A 15,767-nucleotide genomic window follows, 5' to 3' on the forward strand; every position below is an offset into this window, starting at 1 on the left:
GGGTGGCGCCTGTTTCTCGCTCAGCTAGGCTCATACTAACTACTTGAGGGAGAAGCCGCTCGTGAGCAAACCCTACATCCGCCTCGACAAGAGCAAGGCCGCAGTGCTGATGGTGGATCACCAGACTGGTCTGCTGTCGCTGGTACGGGACTTTGAACCGGACCGCTTCAAGAACAACGTACTGGCATTGGCCGACCTGGCCGAATATTTCCAGCTGCCCACCATCCTCACCACCAGTTTCGAGGACGGCCCCAACGGCCCGTTGGTTCCGGAACTGAAAGAAAAGTTTCCCGATGCCCCCTATATCGCCCGCCCCGGCCAGATCAATGCCTGGGACAACGAGGACTTCGTCAGGGCGGTGGCGGATACCGGCAGGAAGCAGCTGATTATCGCCGGCGTGGTCACCGAAGTCTGTGTGGCATTTCCGGCACTGTCGGCGATTGAGAATGGCTACGACGTATTCGTGGTCACCGACGCCTCAGGCACTTTCAATGATGTTACCCGCCACTCTGCCTGGAGCCGCATGGCCGAGGCCGGCGCCCAGCTCATGACCTGGTTCGGTGTGGCCTGCGAGCTGCACCGCGACTGGCGCAATGATGTCGAGGGACTTGGCACCCTGTTCAGCAATCACATTCCCGACTATCGCAATCTGATTACCAGCTACAACACCATGACCGGTCAGAAGTAATCGGCGAGCATGCGGGGCGGCGAAATGTCCGCCTCGCTATGCGCACCCAGGAATACAAATCGGCCTACCAGGGAATCTCGGTGCCGTCGTAGTTGACGAAGCGGCCGCTGTTTTCCGGATTCGTTTCCAGCAACACCTTTTTCAACCCCGCCACACTCTCCTCCGCAGAGATCAGCGCATTGGGCCCGCCCATCGCGGTCTTCACCCAGCCCGGGTGCAGCGCTATCACGCTGATACCCCGCTCGCGCAGGTCGACGGACAGGCTCTTTACGACCTGATTGACCGCTGTCTTGGAGGAACGGTAGATATAGCCACCGCCGGAACTGTTGTCGGCGATACTGCCCACCTTGCTGCTGACCACCGCAATCACCCTGTGCTCGCTGGCGGCGACATTGTCGGCGAAGGTCTCCGCCATCATATAGGGCGCTATGGTGTTGGACTCCAACACCCGGCGCCACTCGTCCCTGTCCACCTGGCCGAAGCTCACACCTTTGGGGCCGTAATATCCCGCATTGTTGAACAGAATATCGATGGCCTCGCCCTCCAATGCCTTGGCCAAGGTCGCCATATGCCCGTAGTCGGTCACATCCAGCTGGAACAGGCGCAGATTGGGGTACCGCTCGCGCAGTGAACGCAGCTCCGTTGCATTGGGCAGGTCGCGGCAGCAGGCCAGCACCCGCCAGCCGTCGGCGGCAAACTGGCGGCACATCTCCAGGCCTATGCCGCGATTGCTGCCGGTGATCAGAATGGTGCCGGGCACAATAACTCCTTCAATGGTATTCTTCCGCGTTTCGATGATAGCAATAATGGTCCAATGTACTACTCACTGAGCGATCTGTTATGGCTCTTTCTGCTCGCCCTGGGCGCCTGGTATTTCTGGGCCGGCATGGCGGCCAAGGAGCAGGTGCGCCGCGCGGCGACAGAGCACTGCCGACAACTGGGCGTGCAGCTGCTGGACGATACGGTGGCGCTGGTGCGCACCCGCCTGAAACGCGACAGCCGCGGCCAGGTGCGCCTGCAGCGCAGTTACGAGTTCGAGTTCACCTCCACCGGCGAGCACCGCTACGCGGGTATCGCCGTACTGCACGGGCGGCGCATAGCACAGATACAGCTGTCCCCCCACCACCTGGCCTGATTCGCCATTTAACCTGAGCAAGAGTATGAAACGCGGCATCTATCGCCACTACAAGGGCAATCTCTACGAAGTGATGGAAGTGGCCACCCACAGCGAGAGTGGCGAAAAGCTGGTGGTCTACCGGGCGCTCTACGGCGACTACGGTGTCTGGGTGCGCCCGCAGGAAATGTTTGCCGAAACGGTGGAAAAGGACGGTGCACGGCTGCCGCGCTTCGAACTGTTACAACCGTTTGACTAGTCAGAACCGACGCCATAAGGTTGCGTCACCCAATTTCCGCAACCGAATCTACAGCCAATTTTAAAAAACAGGGTCACTCGGTGAACAAAAAAAGAATAATGATCTACGGTGCCAACGGCTACACCGGCGAACTGATCGCTCGAGAGGCGGTGGCCAAAGGCTACCGCCCGATACTGGCGGGGCGCAATGCGAAGAAGCTGCAGCCACTGGCGGAGGAACTCGACCTGCCGGCCATGGCCATAGGCCTGGACGCCACCGAGACCCTGGAGCGCACGCTGCGCGATATCGACGTGGTGATTCACTGCGCCGGCCCCTTCTCCGCCACCGCCGAGCCCATGATGCGCGCCTGCATCAATGCCGGCACCCACTATCAGGACATCACCGGCGAGATGGAAGTCTACCGCGCGGCCCATGCGATGCACGCGGAGGCCAAGGGCGCCGGCATAGTGCTCTGCCCCGGTACCGGCTTCGATGTAATCCCAACTGACTGCCTGGCGGCGGCGCTGCACAAGGCCATTCCGTCGGCCACTCACCTGACCCTGGGTTTCGATTCCAATTCCGCAATGAGTCCCGGCACCGCCAAAACCTCCATCGAGAGCCTGGGTGTCGGCGGCGCTGTGCGCCGCAACGGCAAGATCGAGATTATCGGCCACGGTGAGCTGACCCGGCAGATCAATTTCGGCCGCGGCGAGAAGTTCGCCGTCGCCATTCCCTGGGGCGATGTGGCCACCGCCTACTACTCCACGGAAATTCCCAATATCGAGGTCTATATCCCGATGAGTCCGCGCCGGGCCAAAAAAATGAAGCGGATGAACAGTTTTCGCTGGCTGTTGCGCATGCAGTGGGTGCAGAACTGGCTCAAGGGCAAGGTGGACAAGTCGGTGCGCGGCCCCAGCGAGGAGAAACGCTCGGAGCAGCAGACCTGGGTCTGGGGCGAGGTGCGCAACGACCGCCGCGGCGAGCGCAAGATAGGCCGGGTGGTGACCGCCAACGGCTACGATGTGACGGTGCACGGCTCCCTGGCAGTGATGGAATTCCTGCTCGACTACAAGGGCAACGGCGGTTATTTCACGCCGTCGAAGCTGTGTGGTAGCGAGCTGGTGGAGAGGCTGCCCGGGTCCGGCACCATCAAGATCGGTATCGACTGAAGTGCGAAACCCCTGATGGTGCGCATGGCGCACCCTACACTCGCCATTGCCCCTTCCTGTAGGAGCGGCGTCACTTCCCCAACGACCAAATCCAGCCAGATTTCACGGTTCTGACATAATTTGGTCAAGTCGGCGCAACATTGGCTTCGTAACTTGGCGGCATGCGAAGCTTACCTCTGACCCTGAAAAGTGTTGACGTCTCGCTGGTACTGCACATGGCGCAGCGGGCCGCGCGCCCCTCGTCGCGCAAGCGCTACCTGTGGCTGTCGAAGAGCGGCGACGGCTGGCTGTACCTGCTGTCGCCGTTGATAGTAGCGCTGTCCAGCACCACTGCCGCGGCGGTACAGTTCTTCTATGTATGCGGCACCGCCTTCGCGGTGGAGCGCTCCCTCTACTGGACCATCAAGAACACAACCAAGCGCTTGCGCCCACCGCAGGCCATACCCGGTATGCGCTCGGTGATTGTCGCCCACGATCGTTTCAGTCTGCCTTCCGGGCACACCTCCGGTGCCTTCCTGTTCATCACACTGCTGTCCCAGGCCCTGAGCCCGTTGTGGCTGCTAGGCTATTTCTGGGCCGCTGGCGTGGGCACCTCGCGGGTTGGCCTGGGCGTACATTTTCCCACCGATGTCTGCGCCGGCGCCGCCCTCGGCACCAGTGTCGGCCTGTTGATTAGCGGAGCCTTTTTGTGAAGATTCTTTACGGCGTGCAGGGAACGGGCAACGGCCATATCTCCCGCGCCCGCGCCATGGCAAAGGCGCTTCTCGATCACCCGGAACTGGAAGTACAGTGGCTGTTTTCCGGACGCGAACCGGACAAACTGTTCAGCATGGAGCCCTTTGGCGACTACTGGTGGCGCGAGGGCCTGACCTTCGTGCACCGCGAGGGCAGGATCAATACCCTGGCCACCGCCAGGCAGCTCAATGTCGGCCGCCTGCTGCGGGATATCCGCGAACTGCCGCTGGACGACTTCGACCTGGTGATCAGCGATTTCGAACCTGTCACCGCCTGGGCGGCCAGGCGCCGCGGCAAAGCCAGCCTGGGGCTCGGCCACCAGTACGCGTTCAACTTCCCGATTCCGGCGCCGCGTTTCAACTGGATGGCGCGCGGCATCATGCGCGCCTTCGCGCCGGTGCGGAGCAGCCTGGGGATGCACTGGTACCATTTCGGCCACCCGATACTGCCGCCAATCGCGCAACCGCACGCGCAATCCGGAGACGGCGACCACATACTGGTGTACCTGCCGTTTGAACACCATGCACCACTGTTGGAAGAGCTGGCCAGGGTGCCGGAGCAATTTATAGTCTACGGCGCTCCGATCAACCTGCCGGCGGCGGATAATATCCAGCTGAAGGCCCCCTCCATCGAGGGCTTCCAGCAGGATGTGGCTACAGCCAGGGCGGTGATTTGCAACAGCGGCTTCGAACTGATCGCCGAGACACTGACCCTGGGCAAACCCATACTGACTCGCCCGCTGGCCGGCCAGTTCGAGCAGGAGGCCAACGCCCAGGCGCTGCGCGAGTTGCAGCTGGCACAGGTGGTCGGGCGGGTGGATGCCAACAGCATCAGCACCTGGTTGCAGGACAAGCCCGCCGGCGTGCGCATCCAGTGGCCGGACGTGGCCGGCAATATTGTGCGCTGGTTGGCCGATGGCCGCCGCCAGTCGCCGTCCGAGCTGGCCGACGGCCTGTGGGAACAGGTGGTACCGGGCCGCGCCGACAGGAAAAGCGCGGCAGCGCAGGCCACCGCAGACTGATCCCTCCCCGCCCGGGTCTCCGGACCCGGGCCAACTGCCATTACCTTTCAGGTCATTGACCCATTCCCCGCGTGTGCGTTTACTTGGCGCAGTTCACAGAATAATTGCGGGGTAGTCATGGCCGACCAGTTGCTCAACGAGCGCGATATCGAATTCCTGCTGTACGAGTTTCTCGATACGGAGCAGCTGTTGCAGAGGCCGCGTTACCGCGAACACTCCCGCGAAATCTTCGACGCAACCCTGAAAACCGCGCGCACCATCGCGGACAAATATTTCGCCAACCACAATGCCAAGGGCGACGCCAACGAGCCCAGCTTCGACGGCGAAACAGTGCACCTGATCGAGGAGACCAAGCAGGCCTGGGACGCCTTCGCCGAGGCCGGTTTCCTCGCCGCCCACTACGATTTCAACGAGGGCGGCCTGCAGCTGCCGGAAATCATCCTGCGCGCCAGCCTAGCCACTGTCAGCGCGGCCAATGTGGCCAGCGCCGGCTACCCTTTCCTGACCCTAGGTGCCGCCAACCTGATCCACTCCTTTGCCGACGAGAAACTCAAGGCGCAGTTCCTGCCGCCGATGATGGACGGTCGCTACGCCGGTACCATGGCGCTGACCGAGCCGGACCAGGGCTCCTCCCTGGCCGATATCCGCACCAGCGCCGAAGCGGCGGCGGACGGCAGTTACCGCATATTCGGACAGAAGATGTTTATCTCTGGCGGCGACCAGTCGCTGACAGACAATATCGCGCATATGGTGCTGGCCAAGATCAAAGGCGCCCCCCCGGGGGTCAAGGGGATCTCCCTGTTCCTGGTGCCGAAATTCCTGCTGGACGAGAATGGCGAACCCGATAAGCGCAACGATGTAAAGCTGGCCGGCCTGCTGCACAAGATGGGCTACCGCAATACGACGTCGACTGTGCTGAACTTTGGTGAAGACCGCGGCGCCGTCGGCTATCTGGTGGGCGAGCCGCACAAGGGGCTCGCCTATATGTTCCAGATGATGAACGAGGCCCGCATCGGCGTCGGCGTCGGCGCGGCGGTACTCGGCTACCAGGGCTACAATTACTCGCTGCAGTATGCCAGGGAGCGCCCCCAGGGGCGGCTGCCGTCGAACCGGGACCCGCAATCGAAACAGCTGCCGATCATCCGCCACGCAGATGTGCGCCGTATGCTGCTGATGCAGAAATCCTATGTGGAGGGCGGCCTGGCCCTGTGCTTTTACGCCTCCTCCCTGTTTGAGGACCAGCGCACCGCAGAGACGGAAGAGCAACGCAGGAATGCTACGGCGCTGCTCAACCTGCTCACGCCCATCGTCAAATCCTGGCCGTCAAAATATTGCCTCAAGGCCAACGAACTGGCGATACAGGTGCTGGGCGGCGCCGGCTATATTCGCGAGTTCCCACTGGAGCAGCTCTACCGCGACAACCGCCTGAATCCGATTCACGAGGGCACAGAGGCGATTCACGGACTGGATCTGCTCGGGCGCAAGGTGCCGGCGGACAACATGGCCGGTTACGGTCTGTTGCAGTGCGAAATGCGCAATACTCTGATGCAGGCCAAGGATATTGAAGCGCTAGCGCCGCTGGCCGCTGCGTTGGAGGATGCATTGGAGAAACTCGACGTCGTCACCCGTTCCCTGTTCGGGCAGATGCAGCAGGATATCGATCGCGGCCTGGCCAATGCGACCCTCTATCTGGATGTATTCGGCCGCGTGGTGGTGGCCTGGATCTGGCTGCGCCAGGCGCTGGCCGCCGAGGGGGCGCTGTCGGCTTCTGTTTCGATGGAGGAAGGGAATTTCTATCGAGGGAAAGTACAGGCGGCGCGCTTCTATATAGAGTGGGAGCTGCCGGAAATCGAAGCGCAGGTCGCATTGCTGACGAGTGGCAATATGCTGCCCTTCGAGATGGACGAAAGCTGGTTCTGACCCGGTTTTTGAATGGGCAAAGGAGTGAAGCGACCTGCCCATCTCAGGCGCGCTTGATGGGCACGTTGCGCTTTGCCCATCCTACAAAATTTCAGAGGCTGCGCAGATACTGCCCCGGCGTTACGCCGAAATGCCGCTTGAAGTGCGCGGCGAAATGGCTCTGGTGCGCAAAGCCACAGAGCCCGGCCACCTCCACCTGGGCGCTACCCTGTTCCAGCAACTCCCGCCCGCGCTCTACCCGCACCTTGTTCACGTACTGGTGCGGCGTCAGGCCGGTGCTGATCTTGAACATACGCGCGAAATGAAAGCGGCTGAGGCCGGCAGTCTGCGCCAGTGCATCCAGGTTCAGCGCTTCGCCGAAGTGCGCCTGGATATGATCCCGCACGGCGTTGTACTGGCGCCGGCTGAGTCCGCCCTTCAACGGGCCCGTCAAACCATTCGGTTTCACGTAGCTGCGAATCAGCTGCCCCATCAGTTCGTAGGCTCCCTGCTGCAACAGCAGCCGCTCGCCGCCCGCCACCCAGGGCGTATGCAACAGTACCCTGCAGGCGGCGTTGATCTGCGGGTTTTCGAAGAAGGTCAGGTCCGGCAATTGCACCCGACGAGGATCGCAATCGAAGGACTCCAACGCAAAGTGCCGCAGGCCGGCATCGGAAATATACAGATGGACAAATTCCTGGTACTGGCCCACTTCCCACTCGGAATCCTGGGTCGCCGGCATCAGGCACAGCTTGTCCGGCGCGCCGAAGCCGCGCCCCGAGTTGCGTCCGTCCAGGCGCCGGGTGCCGTAACCGCCGCGCAGGTACAGGCTCAGCGTGTGGTGGGCCACCCGATGGTAGTGGACATGGACATCGCGGTTGCTCCACAGCGCCAGGGACAGGTCCAGGTTCAGGTCGCAGTGGTTCAGGCGCCTGGCACCGGCGCCGTCGAGCACCTGCTGCACCGTGGCTGCCACCGGCTTCGCCATACACCGACCTCCAGACAATCTTCCTCTACAGAGAATAAGCTAATCGCAAAGCCACCGCGGGACAATTGCCCGGGCACAAAAAGCGCAAGAATCTGCTAAACAGCGCAACTTCCTGTGCGACCCGTATGGTCACCGCCACTAAGCTCTACTCCCGATAGCAGTATTGAGGAGTCATCCATGAACCTGTTCCTGTACGCGAGCACCGTGGTGCTCTGGGGCACCACCTGGATCGCCATCCATTTCCAGCTCGGCGAGGTACCGGTGCTGGTGTCGGCCTTCTACCGCTTCGCCATCGCCGGCGCCCTCTTCCTGCCGGTACTGATCTTGCTGCGCGGCGTGCAGAAGACCGGCCCGCGCGACCACGGCTTCTTCCTGCTACAGGGCGGCTGCCTCTTCTCACTCAACTTTATCTGTTTCTACACCGCCAGTCAGTACATAGTCAGCGGCCTTATCTCGGTGGTGTTTTCCGCAGCGATTCTGTTCAATGCACTGAACAACCGCCTGCTGTGGAAGGAGCGCGCCGAGCCCGGCGTCTACCTGGCCGCGCTGCTGGGAATCGCCGGGCTGGTGTTACTGTTCTGGGATTCCATCGCCGGCGGCCGTTTCGATAGTGACGCGGCACTGGGACTGGGGCTGTCGCTGCTGGGGACCTACTTCTTCTCCCTCGGCAATATGGTTTCGGTGCGCCACTCGAAACGCGGCCTCAAGCCCTGGACCAGCAACGCCTATGCGATGATCTATGGCGCGCTGATTCTGCTCGCCTGCGTTCTTGTCACGGATACCCAATGGAAACTGGACACCAGCCCTGTCTACCTGGGCAGCCTGCTGTACCTGGCGATTCCCGGGTCCATCCTCGGCTTTACCGCCTACCTGAGCCTGGTGGGCCGCATAGGCGCCAACCGCGCCGCCTATGCGACGGTGCTGTTCCCGATCGTCGCCCTGAGCCTGTCGGCCTGGTTCGAGGGTTATCGCTGGAGCGCGACCAGCTTTGCCGGTCTGTTCCTGGTGTTGCTGGGGAATACGGTTTCTCTGGGTGGATTCAGGGTTCTCGGACAGTGGAGACTGCGGCCTGATCGGAAGAGAATTCCCTTGTAGGGGCGAAGGTGCAGTGGGCGGCCGTTGGCCGCCATGCCGAGCTGGAGCTCCCAGGCGGTTACAGGGTCGCCCTGATCTCAGTGCCACCCTCGGGTCGCGGCGTCGCAGTGATTTCGCCCTCGTAGCTCTCGACGATATCCACGACCACGGCCAGGCCTATACCCTGCCCCGGCTGCTGCTGGTCGGCGCGCACTCCGCGCTGGGTAACTTTTCGCCACTGCGCCTCGTCGAGTCCGGAGCCATTGTCGGCGACGCTGACCTGCAGCTTGCGCCCGTCGCTGGCATTGCGAATATCCACGCTGAGCTCGCCGGCGCCGTACTTGTAGCCGTTGTCCAGCAGATTGCCGAGCAGCTCCATCAGGTCGCCCTCGTCGCCATAGAAGAGGGTGCTTTCGTCACAGGCAAGTTGCACTTCGGCGGGTTTGTCCCGGTAGACTTTCTCCAGTGCATCGAGGATTTTCCGCACCAGCGGTGCCACCGGTACGCCGCGTAGAATCGACTTGGGCGAAGAGGTGACGGCGCGGCCCAGCTGGTAGCTGATAATGCTGTCCATACGCTGCACCTGTTCGATCAGTGTCTCGTAGGCGGTGCGGGCATCGCTGGAGAAATTCAGCCCTTTCAGCACTGCCAAGGGCGTCTTCAGGCTGTGGGCCAGGTCCGCCAGTGTGTGCCGGGTTTTCTCCCGCTGGCGGCGTTCGTTTTCGATCAGTAGGTTGAGGTTGTCGGTCAGCGGCCGCAGCTCCCGCGGGAACCTGCCCTCCAGCCGGTCACTGCCGCCGCGCTGCATCTCCTGCCGCGCGCGGGCCACGGGGCGCAACGGTGCCAGGCCCCCGCGCCACACCAGCCACCGGGCCACTACGAGTAGCAGGGCGCCGAGACCCAGCCAGCGCCACAGGGTCGAGCGATACTGCTCCAACTGGGCGCGCAGCGGTGCCGCATCTTCCAGCACCACAAAGGTGAACTGGTTTTCGTTGTCCAGGCCCCAGGCCACCCCCTGGCGAAAACTGGTATAGCGGCCGGCGTCGCCGGGTAGTCTCACCTGGCCGAAGGCCTGGCGCCCCTGGGGCAGCGGGTGCGACGGCAGCTGCGGCACCGCCAGCGAGGATTCGGAACGCCAGATAACCCGGCCGCGCTGGTCGGTGACTGCGCCAATCAGGCCTGAGTCCGGCTGGTTGAAACGCTGCTCCGGCAGCACCGGCGGAAAGCGCAGTCTGTCGCCGTCCGGCTCCGCCACCGCCAGCAGCGTGTAGACGTACAGCTGCAGCTCGCGCTGTTTGGCCTCGTCGAGGGAGGAGCGGTAGGCGTGCTCCAGCACGCCGGAAAAAAACAGCAGAAAGCCGACCAGTACCAGACTGGTCACCAGGGACAGGCGCCCCTTGAGGGAGTTGAGTCGGGACGAGAGCACCGAAACTGCGCCCCTGCTTACTGCGGCGCGACGAAGCGGTAGCCGCGACCGCGCAGTGTCTCAATGGGTTTCAGCTGCGCCGCCGCATCGATTTTCTTGCGCAGGCGGCCGATAAATACCTCGATCACATTGCTGTCGCGGTCGCAATCCTGCTCATAGATATGTTCGGTCAGTGTGGTCTTGGACACCACCTCATCCGGGTGCAGCATCAGGTATTCCAGCACCTTGTACTCGAAGGAAGTCAATTCCAGCTCGGTGTTGGCCACGGTCACCCGTTGCGAGCTGGTATCCAGTTCGATGGGACCCGCCTTGATGGTGGGAGAGGAAAAACCGGCGGAGCGGCGCACCAGCGCATTCAGCCGCGCCAGCAGCTCCTCGGTGTGGAAGGGCTTTACCAGGTAGTCGTCGCCGCCGGCCTCGAGGCCCGCCACCCGCTCCTGCCAGTGGCCGCGGGCGGTGAGGATCAGGATGGGGAAATGCTTGTCCTCGCCGCGCAGTGTCTGTATCACCTGGATGCCGTCCATTTTCGGCAGCCCCAGGTCCATCACCGCCACGTCGTAGGGGTACTCGCGGCCCAGGTAGAGCGCCTCCTCACCATCCGGCGCCTCGTCGACGGTATAGCCGGCACCGCGCAGGGATTCCGCCAGCTGCTGCCGCAGCAGCATCTCATCTTCTACCAGGAGTGCGCGCATCTTGTCCCCTCAAAATCTTTTGGAATCTATTTGCAACCGCGGTCGCTGCCCCGACCACTAGCGGGCCGCTCTCTACCGCGAGATGCGCCCGCTCTGCTTGTCCACATAGACCACATACACCTGGCTTTTATCCGACAGGCCCTTGACCCGGTACATGGGGCGGCCGTTCTTCTGCACCTCGGAAACCGCCAGAATCTTGCCGCCGTATCGCCGTTTGACGATGGACGCCGCCTGGTCGCGGGAGACTTCCTGCTTCTGGACCCGGATAATTTCCGGTCGGAAATCCACCCTTTCAAAGACGACCCCGGCCTGCAGCGGCAGGGCAAAGCTGCCGAGCAGCAGTGCGAATACAACGGGAGTCGGCCGGAATACGGCGCGGATTAATTTCACGGTGCAGCTCCTGTGGGTACCCGGGTTTCGATCCTTCAGGGTCGATAGTTTTTGTGGCCGGACGGATCAAAAGGCCGGCGAGACATCGACGCGAACCCTGATTCTATCGCCCGGGTGCTGGTCAGTGCGAGTCAGATATTCCCGCCCATTATAACGGTAACGCACGTCGTATCCGACCAGCTCGCGGTGGGTAACGAATTCGTCCACCACCTGGCAGCGCTGTTCGGTGACATACCGGGTGGGCGCACTGGCGCGGCTGATCTGGTTGCCCACCAAGGCGCCGACGGCGGCACCGGCCACGGTGGAGGCGCCGCGCTGGTGACGATAGTGGCGGTAGTGGTGGCGGCCGCGGTGGCCGCGTTTGCCGAGATTGTTGCCGATGGCAGCGCCGATCAGGCCGCCGATCACCGTGCCCGCCGGAGAGACCGGCTGCTGGTAGGCCACCTGCTCGTCCCAGCACTGGGTGCGCGGCGTGCGTACCTGCACGTCGGTATAGATAGGGGTCACTTCGGTAACGGCGGCGTAGTCATAGCCGTCATCCGGGTAGTAACCGCTATCGCCGGCGCTGGCGCGGGCGCTGAAACCCACCAGCGCGGCCACCAGGGCACCCGCGAGAAGCTGCTTGTAGAGTTGCATGATCTGTCTCCCGTTGATCATCGACGGGAGCAGAGTAAGGGGGCGGGACTGAATCGAAGCTGAACTCGAGGCTGAATCAAGTGGCAACCGGGGGGGGGGGGCGACGTCCACTCGCCACAAACGACGGGGGCAATCCCGAGCCGCTGCCTGCGCAGGCGCCGGTGCTGCTTCGGGGGCAGGTGGCGCCGCCTCCCCGCCACATTGCGCCGCCGGCCCCGCGGCCGCCCCTGGAAGCCGATCGACACCGTCTTTCACTTAGGAGCGGGTGACAGTCGGGGCAAAGGTTGTCAGCCCTCGATAATTTCCGGCCCGGGGACTTCCTCCCCCAGCCAGCGCTGGGTCACGGTGCCCGCGGTCATGGCCCCGTTGACGTTCAGGGCCGTGCGCGCCATATCGATCAGCGGCTCCACGGAGATCAGCAGCGCGGCGATGGTCACCGGCAGGCCCATGGCCGGCAGCACCACCAGTGCGGCGAAGGTAGCCCCGCCCCCGACGCCGGCGATACCGAAGGAACTGATCACCACCACTGCCACCAGGGTGGCCAGCCACACTGGGTCCAGCACATCGATGCCCATGGGCACTGCCACCATCACCGCCAGCATCGCCGGGTAGATACCGGCGCAGCCGTTCTGGCCGATGGTGGCGCCGAAGGAGGCAGAGAAGTTGGCGATGGCCGGTGAATTACGCAACTCATCAACCTGGGTCTCCACATTGAGCGGAATGGTGGCGGCACTGGAGCGGGAGCTGAAGGCGAATACCAGCACCGGCCACACCTTGGCGAAATAGTGCAGTGGGCTTATGCCGTTCACCAGCAGCAGCAGGCCGTGCACCAGGAACATCAGTGCGATGGCTGCGAAAGAGGCCACGACGAAACTGAACAGGTTCAGGATATCCGCCCAGCTGGAATTGGCGATCAGGCTCGCCACCAGGGCCATGACCCCATAGGGGGTGAATGCCATTACCAGGCGCACCAGTTTCATGATCCACACCTGGGCGACGTGGACAAAGGTTTCTATCTGCGCGCCCTCTTCGGGAAATTCCCGGCGCACCGCCAGTGCCGCCAACCCCAACAACACGGCAAAGACAACCACCGCAATGACCGAGGTATCGCGGGCTCCGGTCAGATCGAAGAAAATGTTTTTCGGGATAAAGGAAGTCAGCATGGCCGGAATACTCAGGTCTGTGACCCTGCCGATACGCTCGTTCAGCACCTCCACCCGCGCCGCCTCCCGCGCGCCCTCCACCAATCCGGCGGCGGACAGGTCGAACAACAGCGCCATACTCACACCGATCAGCGCCGCTATCGCCGTGGTGCCGAGCAGGACCGCCAGCACCGACACGCTGATCTTGCCCAGGGCCTGGGTGTGGCTCACCTTGACCACCGCGGCGAGGATCGAGATAAGCACCAGGGGCATCACCAGCAGGTGCAGCAGATTGACGTAACTGTCGCCGAGCATCTCTATCCACGGCAACACCTGCGCGGGCACTGCGCCCCAGCCCCGCGCCAGCTGCAGCAGGCCACCGAACAGCAAGCCAAGCAACAAGCCGGCAAATACCGCCGGCGCCAGCGATTCCCGACTCCTGTGCCAAAGGTGCAGCGGCCAGAGCAGGAAAACAAAAAAAAGCAGCAGAAGTAGCGAACTGAAGTGCATATTTAGCGGGTCCCGCCCAGGGCAAAACTGAAAGGTGGCGGCATGCTAACAGCGGCGCGCCTATCCCTTATAGTTGCTTTTGTTATAGTTCTATAAGCGCCACTATTTCACGGCGGCTTCCAGGCTCTCGACCGTCTGCGGTCCTACCAGCGTCCGCAGCCAGCGGCCATCGGCGCCGACTATAAACGTTGTCGGCAGCACTTCCGGCTTCTCCTGCCCCCAGCGCCCCGCCGGCTCGGCGATCAGCACCGGGAACTCGATTCCCATTTTTTTTGCCTGCTCCGCAGTGCGCTCCGCGGGCAGTTGATCGTAATTGATGCCGACGACCATCAAGTCGTCCCTGCCGCGGACGACCTGGTTCAGCTCTGGAATTTCCTCCCGGCAGGGCTTGCACCACTCGGCCCAGTAATTGACCAGTAAGACCTTGCCACTGATATCTACGGATTTTCCATCGACCGCTAACAGTTGATCGGGGCTGCGGTCACAGCCGCTTATTGCGGCGACTAACCACAGACAGGCTGCCCACCGTATCGTCCTCGGCTTTCGCCTTGCCACTGGCTGAACCACGCTTGCCACTCCCGCGTTTGCTTTTGTTTTTGTCATCCTTATTCCCTGCATCATCACCAGACGCCGCAGTGCCATCTTCCTGTCTGCCCGCCGACTCCTGATCCAGAGCCTGGCGAAACAGCTCGCCCAGATCCAGAGACAGTTTTTCGCCGGCAAATTGCTGCGAATCCGCGAAACGCTGTTCGACCTCTGCGTACCAGGGTTTACCGTGCAGCTCGCGGTGGCTGTATTCGGGGATGGGAGCCGGGTTCAGCCACTTGGTCAACTCCATTAACGAAATGGAATCCAGATCCCGCAGCAGCACATAGTCGTTGCGTTCCGTCTGGGTGACCAGTTTGTGGTCCTGCAGAACCTGGCGTATACGCCGCCACTGGGCCGGTTTGATGCCCGCGCGGGAAATGTCCTGCTCCCGCAGCGGCTGGCCGCGCTGGTATTTCTTGAAGAACTCCCACAGCAGCACCAGGGTTGCCACCACGTCCGAGTACTTCCGGCCCTGGGTGGCCGCGTGATAGGCAGACAGGGTGCGCACCAGCACACAGCCCGCCAGCACTATCATCCACATCAGGTAGATCCAGATCAGGAACAGCGGTACAAAGGCGAAGGCCCCGTATATGGCCTGCACAGAGCTGCGCGCAACAATCGCACCGAACAGGATTTTCGCCACTTCAAATGCAAAGGCGGCCACCACACCGCCCACCAGGCCGTGGCGCAGCGGCACGCGGCAGTTGGGCACGGCGATAAAAAGCAGGGTAAAAGCGATGGCGGTAAACATCCACGGCAGCACCCGCAGCAGTATCGGCAAGAGGCCCAGGGTGTCTCCTTCCGGCAGGAACATTTTCTGCGAGAAGAGGAAAGTGGAAGCCGCAAAACCGGCGCCGACCAGGATCGGGCCCAGGCTCAGGATGGCCCAGTAGAGCAGGAAACTGGAGACGCCGCTGCGCCCGCGGGGAATATCCCAGATGGCATTGAAGGTTCCCTCGATATTGCGCAGCATCAGGCCCGCGGTCACCAGCAGTATGGCAATACCAGCGCCGGTCAGGCGCTGGGCCTGGGAGGAAAAGCTGCTGATGTACTCCTGCACCTCGCGCCCGCTCTCCGGCACAAAGTGGGAGAAAATCTGCTCCTGCAGCCTGCTCTCCAGACCGGCAAAATCCGGGAACAGCGACAGCATCGCATAGCTGACCGTCACCAGCGGCACAATGGCGAACAGTGTCATATAGGTGAGCGCCGCCGCGCTCTGGCGGCAGTTCTTTTCGTTGAACAGCGTCCACAGGGAGGTGAAGAAGCGACGCCAGCGGTGCACCATTTCCGTCATGGATATTTCCGTTTTTTTCTTGTGCAGTTGGCGAGTTCAGATCCTGAGACCGGGCAACGTGACAACGCCGATGCGCAGGCGCCGACGCAGCCCCGAAGCTGTAACAAGGTCCAGAACAACCAGGCCCGACGGGAAATGAACTCTCAAACCTTATTCGGTTAGA

17 protein-coding genes are annotated in these 15,767 nt (G+C 62.3%); 8 read left to right on the forward strand and 9 right to left on the reverse strand.

Translation table 11 applies throughout. From position 1 onward, the window contains the following. The first annotated feature begins 61 nt into the window (after positions 1–61). On the forward strand, positions 62–688 hold the full coding sequence (gene ycaC, locus IG627_RS10955) for an isochorismate family cysteine hydrolase YcaC (RefSeq protein ID WP_193192405.1): 627 nt from the start codon (positions 62–64) through the stop codon (positions 686–688). Between the two features lie 64 nt (positions 689–752). Here ycaC and IG627_RS10960 read toward each other — a convergent pair whose 3' ends face one another. Beyond that, complete coding sequence (locus IG627_RS10960; RefSeq protein WP_193192406.1) at positions 753–1,448, reverse strand: SDR family oxidoreductase; 696 nt, start codon at positions 1,446–1,448, stop codon at positions 753–755. Between the two features lie 54 nt (positions 1,449–1,502). Between IG627_RS10960 and IG627_RS10965 the strand changes: the two genes are divergently transcribed. From IG627_RS10965 to IG627_RS10990, 6 genes are all read left to right on the forward strand, one after another. After that, complete coding sequence (locus IG627_RS10965) at positions 1,503–1,823, forward strand: DUF3301 domain-containing protein (RefSeq protein ID WP_193192407.1); 321 nt, start codon at positions 1,503–1,505, stop codon at positions 1,821–1,823. Positions 1,824–1,848: 25 nt separating this feature from the next. Then, the gene (locus IG627_RS10970; protein ID WP_193192408.1) at positions 1,849–2,061 is read left to right on the forward strand and encodes a DUF1653 domain-containing protein; all 213 of its coding nucleotides are present in this window, start codon (positions 1,849–1,851) and stop codon (positions 2,059–2,061) included. Positions 2,062–2,081: 20 nt separating this feature from the next. Next, positions 2,082–3,209 (forward strand): saccharopine dehydrogenase family protein, encoded by a 1,128-nt coding sequence (locus IG627_RS10975; protein WP_226864941.1) that lies wholly within the window; start codon positions 2,082–2,084, stop codon positions 3,207–3,209. A gap of 161 nt (positions 3,210–3,370) precedes the next feature. Next, on the forward strand, positions 3,371–3,901 hold the full coding sequence (locus tag IG627_RS10980) for a phosphatase PAP2 family protein (RefSeq protein WP_193192410.1): 531 nt from the start codon (positions 3,371–3,373) through the stop codon (positions 3,899–3,901). Further along, positions 3,898–4,965, forward strand: coding sequence for an MJ1255/VC2487 family glycosyltransferase (locus tag IG627_RS10985; protein ID WP_193192411.1), 1,068 nt, complete (start codon positions 3,898–3,900; stop codon positions 4,963–4,965). The genes IG627_RS10980 and IG627_RS10985 overlap by 4 nt, the downstream gene beginning before the upstream one ends. Before the next feature lie 117 nt (positions 4,966–5,082). After that, positions 5,083–6,885 (forward strand): acyl-CoA dehydrogenase, encoded by a 1,803-nt coding sequence (locus tag IG627_RS10990; protein ID WP_193192412.1) that lies wholly within the window; start codon positions 5,083–5,085, stop codon positions 6,883–6,885. A gap of 91 nt (positions 6,886–6,976) precedes the next feature. Here the strand turns inward: IG627_RS10990 and IG627_RS10995 are convergent, their stop codons facing one another. Further along, the gene (locus IG627_RS10995; protein ID WP_193192413.1) at positions 6,977–7,852 is read right to left on the reverse strand and encodes an AraC family transcriptional regulator; all 876 of its coding nucleotides are present in this window, start codon (positions 7,850–7,852) and stop codon (positions 6,977–6,979) included. Positions 7,853–8,029: 177 nt separating this feature from the next. Between IG627_RS10995 and IG627_RS11000 the strand changes: the two genes are divergently transcribed. Beyond that, positions 8,030–8,947: a DMT family transporter gene (locus IG627_RS11000; protein ID WP_193192414.1), complete on the forward strand. Its 918-nt coding sequence runs from the start codon at positions 8,030–8,032 to the stop codon at positions 8,945–8,947. Positions 8,948–9,005: 58 nt separating this feature from the next. Here IG627_RS11000 and IG627_RS11005 read toward each other — a convergent pair whose 3' ends face one another. The 7 genes from IG627_RS11005 to IG627_RS11035 form a co-directional block, all read right to left on the reverse strand. Continuing rightward, positions 9,006–10,352: an ATP-binding protein gene (locus IG627_RS11005; RefSeq protein WP_193192415.1), complete on the reverse strand. Its 1,347-nt coding sequence runs from the start codon at positions 10,350–10,352 to the stop codon at positions 9,006–9,008. A 17-nt stretch (positions 10,353–10,369) separates the two neighbouring features. Further along, complete coding sequence (locus IG627_RS11010) at positions 10,370–11,044, reverse strand: response regulator transcription factor (RefSeq protein ID WP_193192416.1); 675 nt, start codon at positions 11,042–11,044, stop codon at positions 10,370–10,372. 72 nt (positions 11,045–11,116) lie between these two features. Next, positions 11,117–11,434, reverse strand: coding sequence for a PepSY domain-containing protein (locus IG627_RS11015; protein WP_193192417.1), 318 nt, complete (start codon positions 11,432–11,434; stop codon positions 11,117–11,119). A 66-nt stretch (positions 11,435–11,500) separates the two neighbouring features. Then, positions 11,501–12,070: a glycine zipper 2TM domain-containing protein gene (locus IG627_RS11020; RefSeq protein ID WP_193192418.1), complete on the reverse strand. Its 570-nt coding sequence runs from the start codon at positions 12,068–12,070 to the stop codon at positions 11,501–11,503. 287 nt (positions 12,071–12,357) lie between these two features. After that, a complete protein-coding gene (locus tag IG627_RS11025; protein WP_193192419.1) occupies positions 12,358–13,722 on the reverse strand; it encodes an L-cystine transporter in 1,365 nt (454 codons plus the stop codon). A gap of 102 nt (positions 13,723–13,824) precedes the next feature. Continuing rightward, complete coding sequence (locus tag IG627_RS11030) at positions 13,825–14,298, reverse strand: TlpA family protein disulfide reductase (RefSeq protein ID WP_319024555.1); 474 nt, start codon at positions 14,296–14,298, stop codon at positions 13,825–13,827. Further along, entirely contained in the window at positions 14,204–15,604 is a 1,401-nt protein-coding gene (locus tag IG627_RS11035) for a YihY family inner membrane protein (RefSeq protein ID WP_193192421.1), read from the reverse strand. Before IG627_RS11035 ends, IG627_RS11030 begins: the two co-directional genes overlap by 95 nt. Positions 15,605–15,767 lie beyond the last annotated feature (163 nt).

The organism is Microbulbifer taiwanensis, from assembly GCF_014904815.1.
Classification (GTDB): domain Bacteria; phylum Pseudomonadota; class Gammaproteobacteria; order Pseudomonadales; family Cellvibrionaceae; genus Microbulbifer; species Microbulbifer taiwanensis.

Bases quoted from the DNA above. Each gene is read 5' to 3' on its own strand.
- IG627_RS10990 (WP_193192412.1), top strand. From the start codon at position 5,083: ATGGCCGACCAGTTGCTCAACGAGCGCGATATCGAATTCCTGCTGTAC.
- IG627_RS11020 (WP_193192418.1), bottom strand. From the start codon at position 12,070: ATGCAACTCTACAAGCAGCTTCTCGCGGGTGCCCTGGTGGCCGCGCTG.
- IG627_RS10965 (WP_193192407.1), top strand. From the start codon at position 1,503: ATGTACTACTCACTGAGCGATCTGTTATGGCTCTTTCTGCTCGCCCTG.
- IG627_RS11000 (WP_193192414.1), top strand. From the start codon at position 8,030: ATGAACCTGTTCCTGTACGCGAGCACCGTGGTGCTCTGGGGCACCACC.
- IG627_RS10970 (WP_193192408.1), top strand. From the start codon at position 1,849: ATGAAACGCGGCATCTATCGCCACTACAAGGGCAATCTCTACGAAGTG.
- IG627_RS11035 (WP_193192421.1), bottom strand. From the start codon at position 15,604: ATGACGGAAATGGTGCACCGCTGGCGTCGCTTCTTCACCTCCCTGTGG.
- IG627_RS11010 (WP_193192416.1), bottom strand. From the start codon at position 11,044: ATGCGCGCACTCCTGGTAGAAGATGAGATGCTGCTGCGGCAGCAGCTG.
- IG627_RS10980 (WP_193192410.1), top strand. From the start codon at position 3,371: ATGCGAAGCTTACCTCTGACCCTGAAAAGTGTTGACGTCTCGCTGGTA.
- IG627_RS11025 (WP_193192419.1), bottom strand. From the start codon at position 13,722: ATGCACTTCAGTTCGCTACTTCTGCTGCTTTTTTTTGTTTTCCTGCTC.
- IG627_RS10995 (WP_193192413.1), bottom strand. From the start codon at position 7,852: ATGGCGAAGCCGGTGGCAGCCACGGTGCAGCAGGTGCTCGACGGCGCC.